The 6,000-nt window shown below is 64.6% G+C and carries 5 protein-coding genes and 1 pseudogene; all 6 read right to left on the reverse strand.

Features of this window, described 5'->3' with window-relative positions; genetic code table 11:
• Positions 1-57 precede the first annotated feature (57 nt).
• Positions 58-987: a succinate--CoA ligase subunit alpha gene (gene sucD / locus IDH44_RS08865; RefSeq protein ID WP_190916760.1), complete on the reverse strand. Its 930-nt coding sequence runs from the start codon at positions 985-987 to the stop codon at positions 58-60.
• Positions 988-1,033: 46 nt separating this feature from the next.
• Positions 1,034-2,194: an ADP-forming succinate--CoA ligase subunit beta gene (gene sucC / locus IDH44_RS08870; protein ID WP_190916762.1), complete on the reverse strand. Its 1,161-nt coding sequence runs from the start codon at positions 2,192-2,194 to the stop codon at positions 1,034-1,036.
• Between the two features lie 187 nt (positions 2,195-2,381).
• Positions 2,382-3,959: a YifB family Mg chelatase-like AAA ATPase gene (locus IDH44_RS08875; RefSeq protein WP_190916764.1), complete on the reverse strand. Its 1,578-nt coding sequence runs from the start codon at positions 3,957-3,959 to the stop codon at positions 2,382-2,384.
• 130 nt (positions 3,960-4,089) lie between these two features.
• Positions 4,090-4,461 (reverse strand): YraN family protein, encoded by a 372-nt coding sequence (locus IDH44_RS08880; protein WP_190916767.1) that lies wholly within the window; start codon positions 4,459-4,461, stop codon positions 4,090-4,092.
• Positions 4,451-4,741: an EscU/YscU/HrcU family type III secretion system export apparatus switch protein gene (locus IDH44_RS08885; RefSeq protein ID WP_190916769.1), complete on the reverse strand. Its 291-nt coding sequence runs from the start codon at positions 4,739-4,741 to the stop codon at positions 4,451-4,453. Before IDH44_RS08885 ends, IDH44_RS08880 begins: the two co-directional genes overlap by 11 nt.
• Positions 4,738-6,000, reverse strand: a pseudogene (locus tag IDH44_RS08890) (hypothetical protein); the annotation flags it as partial. The gene IDH44_RS08885 and the pseudogene IDH44_RS08890, both read right to left, overlap by 4 nt.

Here is a 6,000-nt window from a genome sequence, read left to right on the forward strand (position 1 = left end):
CTCCTCGTGGAGTAGGAAGACTGCCTGTCTTCTAGCGGCCCTCGGCCGACTTGCGATTTAGTTGGTCATGCACTTTTCGAGCAAACCCTGTTCTTCCAGCACGCTGACAAGCGTGGAGCCCATTTCGGAAGGCGTAGGGGCTACTTTGATGCCGCACGATTCCAGGGTCGAGATTTTTTCCGCCGCGGTGCCTTTTCCGCCGGAAATGATGGCGCCGGCATGTCCCATCCGTTTGCCGGGAGGGGCGGTGGCGCCGCCGATGAACCCGACGACCGGCTTCTTCATGTTCGCCTTGATCCATTCGGCCGCTTCTTCCTCCGCCGTGCCGCCGATCTCGCCGATCATGATGACCGCATACGTATCCGGATCTTCATTGAACAGATTCAGGATATCGATGAACTCCGAGCCCTTGACCGGGTCGCCGCCGATGCCGACTGCGGACGATTGGCCGATGCCGCGCGTGGAGAGCTGATGCACGGCCTCGTAGGTGAGCGTGCCGCTGCGCGAAACGACGCCGACATGCCCTTTTTTGTGAATATAGCCCGGCATGATGCCGATCTTGCACGCCTCAGGCGTAATAACGCCGGGACAGTTCGGCCCGATCAGGACCGTGCTGCTGCCTTCCATATAGCGCTTGACCTTGACCATATCCAAGACCGGGATGCCTTCGGTAATGCAGATCGCGAGCTCGAATTCGGCGTCGACCGCTTCCATGATCGCATCGGCTGCAAATGCCGGCGGCACGTAGATGACCGTAGCTGTAGCTCCCGTCGCTTCCTTGGCTTCCAGCACGGTGTTGAATACCGGCAAGGAGACGACTTTTCCGCTGTCCAGCGTAATGTCGACGTTGGTTCCGCCCTTGCCCGGCGTGACGCCGCCTACCATTTGCGTGCCGTATTCAAGCGCGCCCTTGGCGTGGAACAGGCCGGTCGCCCCTGTAATGCCTTGCGTAATGACTTTCGTATCTTTTCCTACCAAAATGCTCATCGAAGGCTCACATCCTCTATATGAATTCGTTAATTTAAAGGTGGGTTTACTTCACGAGCGCCACGATTTTTTGGGCGCCGTCCGCCATCGAATCGGCCGCCACGATGTTCAGGCCCGACTCGTTCAAAATCGTTTTGCCCAGCTCGACGTTGGTCCCTTCGAGACGCACGACGAGCGGACGGTCGAGACCGACCTGCTTGGCCGCTTCCACGACGCCGTTGGCGATGACGTCGCATTTCATAATGCCGCCGAAAATGTTGACGAAAATGCCCTTCACCTTCGGATCGGAGAGGATGATCTTGAACGCTTCGGTTACCTTTTCGGTCGTCGCACCGCCCCCTACGTCAAGGAAGTTGGCCGGGTCGCCGCCGTAGTATTTGATAATATCCATCGTCGCCATCGCCAGTCCGGCTCCATTGACCATGCAGCCGATGTTCCCGTCAAGCGCGATGTAGCTCAGGTCGAATTTGGAAGCTTCAATCTCCTTGGCATCCTCTTCTTCGAGGTCGCGCAGCTCAAGGATGTCCTTGTGCCGGTACAACGCGTTCGAATCGAAGTTCAGCTTGGCGTCGAGCGCCATCACGTTGCCGTCGCCGGTTACGACGAGCGGATTGATCTCGGCAATCGAGCAGTCCTTGTCCACAAATGCGGTGTAAAGAGCAATCATGAACTTGACGGCCTTGTTCACCAATTTGCCCGGAATGTTAATCGCGTACGCCAGCTTGCGCGCCTGGAACGGCTGCAGGCCGACCGCCGGATCGATCGCCTCCTTGAAGATCTTCTCAGGCGAATGCTCGGCGACCTCCTCGATCTCCGTGCCGCCTTCCTCGGACGCCATCATGACGACGCGGCCCGTGCCGCGGTCGACCACAACGCCGACATAATATTCCTTCTGGATATCGCAGCCCTGCTCGATAAGCAGACGCTTGACTTCCTTGCCTTCGGGACCGGTCTGGTGGGTGACGAGCACCTTGCCGAGAATTTCGCTTGCATAGGTCCGTACTTCGTCCAGACCTTTGGCGACTTTTACGCCGCCTGCTTTGCCGCGGCCGCCTGCATGAATCTGGGCCTTGACGACGACGACCGGCGTGCCGAGCGACTCGGCGGCCTCGACCGCTTCGTCAACCGTAAACGCCACCTTCCCTTCCGGTACGACAACGCCGTATTGCTTCAGGACTTCCTTGCCTTGATACTCATGAATATTCATTCACGAAAGCCTCCTATCCGCGTCGGATCCTCAATATGTACACAAACCTTATTTATTGTACCACTTTTTCTTGAATGTTTCCTCTTTTTGCGAAAGATATTATTTATATTTTTTGTTTATCGTTTTCATCTCAAAATGCGAACGTTCCCGACTCGCCGTTCGACCCGCGCGCTTTCCCGCAGCGCGCTTATCCTTGCACGGGCGCGCGGTCGAACGCGCGGTACTGAATCGCTTCGGCGACGTGCGCGGCCCCGATCTCGGCGCGATCGTCCAGGTCCGCTACCGTGCGGGCGAGCTTCAGAATCCGGTCGTGCGCGCGCAGGCTCAGACCGAGCGAGCGATAGGCCTCCTGGAGGAGCAGCTGCGCTTCGCCGCTCAGCCGCGCGTGCTCACGCAGCGCGCGGCCGCTCAGCTCGCTGTTCCAGCTCGTGCCCGCCTGCTCGCTCCTGGCCGTCTGGCGCTCGCGCGCGAGCGCTACCCGCTCCAGCATCGATGCGGTGTCCATCCCGGCAGCGGCCTCGCCGAAGGACGGCGGCCGCGGCACCTCGACCTGCAGATCGATGCGGTCCAGCAGCGGACCGGATATCTTCATGCGATAGGCTTCGATTTTGCGCGCGCTGCAGCTGCATCGCGGCGCTTCCCACTCGCCGCTCTCATCGCCGTAGTAGCCGCATGGACAAGGATTCATCGTCGCCGCCAGCATGAAATGGGCGGGGAAACGGTGTACGGCCCGCGTGCGCGCGATCGTCACGCTGCGATCCTCCAGCGGCTGACGCAGCGCCTCCAGCGCCGCGCGCGAAAACTCTGGCAGCTCGTCCAAAAACAAAATACCGCGGTGCGCAAGCGTCGCTTCGCCCGGGCGCGGATGCGTGCCGCCCCCGATCAGCCCGCCGGCAGAAATCGTGTGATGCGGGTCGCGGAAGGGCCGGCTCCGAATCAGCGCGGCCGGCCCTGCGCCCAGCTTACCGGCGATGCTGTGGATTTTGGTGACCTCCAGCGCTTCCGCATCGTCAAGCAGCGGCATGATGCCCGGCAGCCTGCGGATCAGCATCGTCTTGCCGGTACCGGGCGGCCCGCTCAGCACAATGTTGTGCCTGCCGGCGGCGGCGGTCAGCAGCGCGCGCTTGGCATGGTGCTGGCCAAGCACCTCGCCGTAATCATACGCCTCTGGGCCGGTCGCCGCCATGCCAGGGCCGCCTGCCGACCGCTGCACCTGCTCCGCCGACACCCATAGCCGCTCCGCCTGCTCGCTGCATGCGGCGGCGGCCGCTTCAATGAGCTGCCGCAGATGGCCGATGCCCAGCAGGCGCAGACCGCCGATCAAGGACGCCTCCGACAGATTGTCCGCAGGCAGCGCCACATTCGTCATGCCGCAATCGCGAGCCTGCTCCGCCATCGCCAGCACGCCGGGGACGGCCCGCACGCTGCCGTCGAGCGCCAGCTCCCCGATCAGCATCGTCCTCTCCGGGAGTGCCGCTCCGAGCTGCCCGCTCGCCCCCAGCACGCCTGCCGCGATCGCCAAGTCAAAGGCGGTGCCTTGCTTGCGCAGATCCGCAGGCGCAAGATTCACCGTAATCCGCTCAAGCGGAAATTGCATGCCGCAATTGCGGATGGCCGCGCGCACGCGATCGACCGATTCCCGCACGGCGGGATCCGGCAATCCGACGATGCTGACTTGCGGCAGACCGCTAGCGATATCGACCTCGACCTCGATCAAGCGGCCGTCCACCCCTTCCACGCTTGCGCTGCTCCACCTTGTATACATAAAAATAAGCACCTCCAACCAGAACTGGCCGAAGGTGCTTCCTCACGGTTCCAAAGCTTTTTTTATCCTAACGCATGCTCGGCAAGCTGTCAACCGCAGCCGCATCGGCCGCCGGACCGGACCGCGCCCGCTAGAATGCGCCCTCCAGATGCGACACCCCGGCCACGCGCAGCTGCCGATCAAATGCAACGGTAATGACATCGCAGCGCACGCCGGCCTCGCCGCCGCCATGACGCTTCAGGTACCACTGCGCAGCCGTGCGCACGCGCTGCTGCTTGCGCCCGTCGATCGATTCGGCCGCCGTACCGAAGCGTCCGCCCGCTCGGCGGGAACGGACCTCTACAAATACGAGCAGACCGGAGCGAGCCGGACTGCCGATCAGGTCGATCTCGCCGGCAGGGCAGCGCCAGTTGCGGACGTGCACCGTCCAGCCCTGCGCAATCAGATAGGCGGCGGCCTCCGCCTCTCCGCGCCGTCCGACCTCCGCCCGGCTAATCGACATCCTGCCACTCCTCCGCCAACTGATCGGCGCGATACACATAACTTAGAATTTCCGCCACCAAGGTATAGAGCTCCGGCGGAATCTCCTGATCGATGTCCAGCTTGGAGAGCACCTCGACCAGCGAGGGATCCTCCTGGACCGGAATGCCGTGTTCCGCAGCCTTGTCCAGGATTGCTTCCGCCAGCGAGCCCCTCCCCTTGGCCGCGACGACCGGCGCGCCGCCCTGCTCGGGGTCGTAGCGCACCGCGACGGCCTTGCTCGGCCGCTGCTGCTTGTTCATATGCGGATATCCACTCCTTTGTGCAGCCTGGCATGGTAGGCGGACAGATCGGGCGGCTGGTCTGCGCGTCCGGGCAGCTTGTCGTCGACGCTCGGCGCCTCCGATCTGTCGGCCGGCCGTGAGGCGCGCAAGGACAGCAGCTGGTAGCCGGCCCGCTCGAGCGCTTCGGCAATGTCTGGGCGCGACGACTCGATCAGTTCGCCGATATAGCCCTGCCCGTTCCAGATATGAATGCCGACGATGCGATTGGTGACCTGGACATCGACGACCGTATCGCCGAGCCGCTTCATCTGCAGATCGAACAACAGACGGCAATTGGAAGGATCAAGGCTTCCCTTGCCGTCGCGTCTGGCCTGGACGTGGACGGACGCCGTCTGCGCGCCGCCGCCTCCCTGGAAGGGGATGAACATCGTGACGTGCGAGAGCAGCACCCCGCTGCGCTCCGGCGTCAGCAGGAGCTGCTGGCCCGTCGTATGCTGCGCCGCCTGCTGCGCCGCCTCGCGAAGCGCGGGAGGCGCGTCTTCCGCTCCGCCCAGCGCCAGCAGCACGCTCTTGAGGGTCTCGTGGGCCCCGCCGCCTCTGGTCTGCTGCTGCAGAGCATGGGGCTCGAGCGGCTCCGCCCCCGAGTGCGGGCGCAAGGCCGCTGACACGCGCTCGCTCCCGGGGGCCGCCGTCCCGTGCTCCGCGGGCTGTGCCGCGTGAGGGGCCGTCCGGGGAGCCGACGCTTCCGGCTGCTCCCGGCTGGCGGACCGCGCGGTCTCCGCAGTCGCCCGCGAAGCAGCAGACGCGCCCGCCGCCGGACGCTCCTCGGATGAGACGCCGGGCGGCGGCGGGGCTGCGGAGCGGGCGAGCCGATGCTCGTGGTCGACGCCGAGCCACTTGAGAATCGTCTGCGTCCACCCCTCGGCGGGCGGGGCTGCGCCGCCAGACGACGTCGCGCCGGAGTGGATCTGGGCGGCCGCGGCTCCGCTTCGCGCTCCGCCCGCTGCGCCGTCCTGGGCAGGCGAGCTGCCAGTGCCGGCAGGCGCCGGCGGCGAGCCCACAGGAGCGGGCGCCGCAGCGCCTATGGTCGTCCCCGGTGCCCCAGGCGCCGGCGTCTGCTGCGGCGCCGACTGCTGTGCAGCGCCGATAGTGGGCGGCGATTGCGCCGGCGTGCCCGCGCCGCCTGGAGACGCTGCCGCGGCCGCTGCTCCGCGCGGCGCCAGAGACGGGCTGCTGGCGGCTGCTGTGCCGCCGCCAGGCGGCTGAGCCGGCCCTTG

This window comes from Paenibacillus sabuli, assembly GCF_014705605.1.
GTDB classification, from domain to species: domain Bacteria; phylum Bacillota; class Bacilli; order Paenibacillales; family Paenibacillaceae; genus Paenibacillus_D; species Paenibacillus_D sabuli.

Excerpts from the sequence above, each read along its gene's own strand:
- sucD (WP_190916760.1), bottom strand. The coding sequence starts at position 987 with ATGAGCATTTTGGTAGGAAAAGATACGAAAGTCATTACGCAAGGCATT.
- sucC (WP_190916762.1), bottom strand. The coding sequence starts at position 2,194 with ATGAATATTCATGAGTATCAAGGCAAGGAAGTCCTGAAGCAATACGGC.
- IDH44_RS08875 (WP_190916764.1), bottom strand. The coding sequence starts at position 3,959 with ATGTATACAAGGTGGAGCAGCGCAAGCGTGGAAGGGGTGGACGGCCGC.
- IDH44_RS08880 (WP_190916767.1), bottom strand. The coding sequence starts at position 4,461 with ATGTCGATTAGCCGGGCGGAGGTCGGACGGCGCGGAGAGGCGGAGGCC.
- IDH44_RS08885 (WP_190916769.1), bottom strand. The coding sequence starts at position 4,741 with ATGAACAAGCAGCAGCGGCCGAGCAAGGCCGTCGCGGTGCGCTACGAC.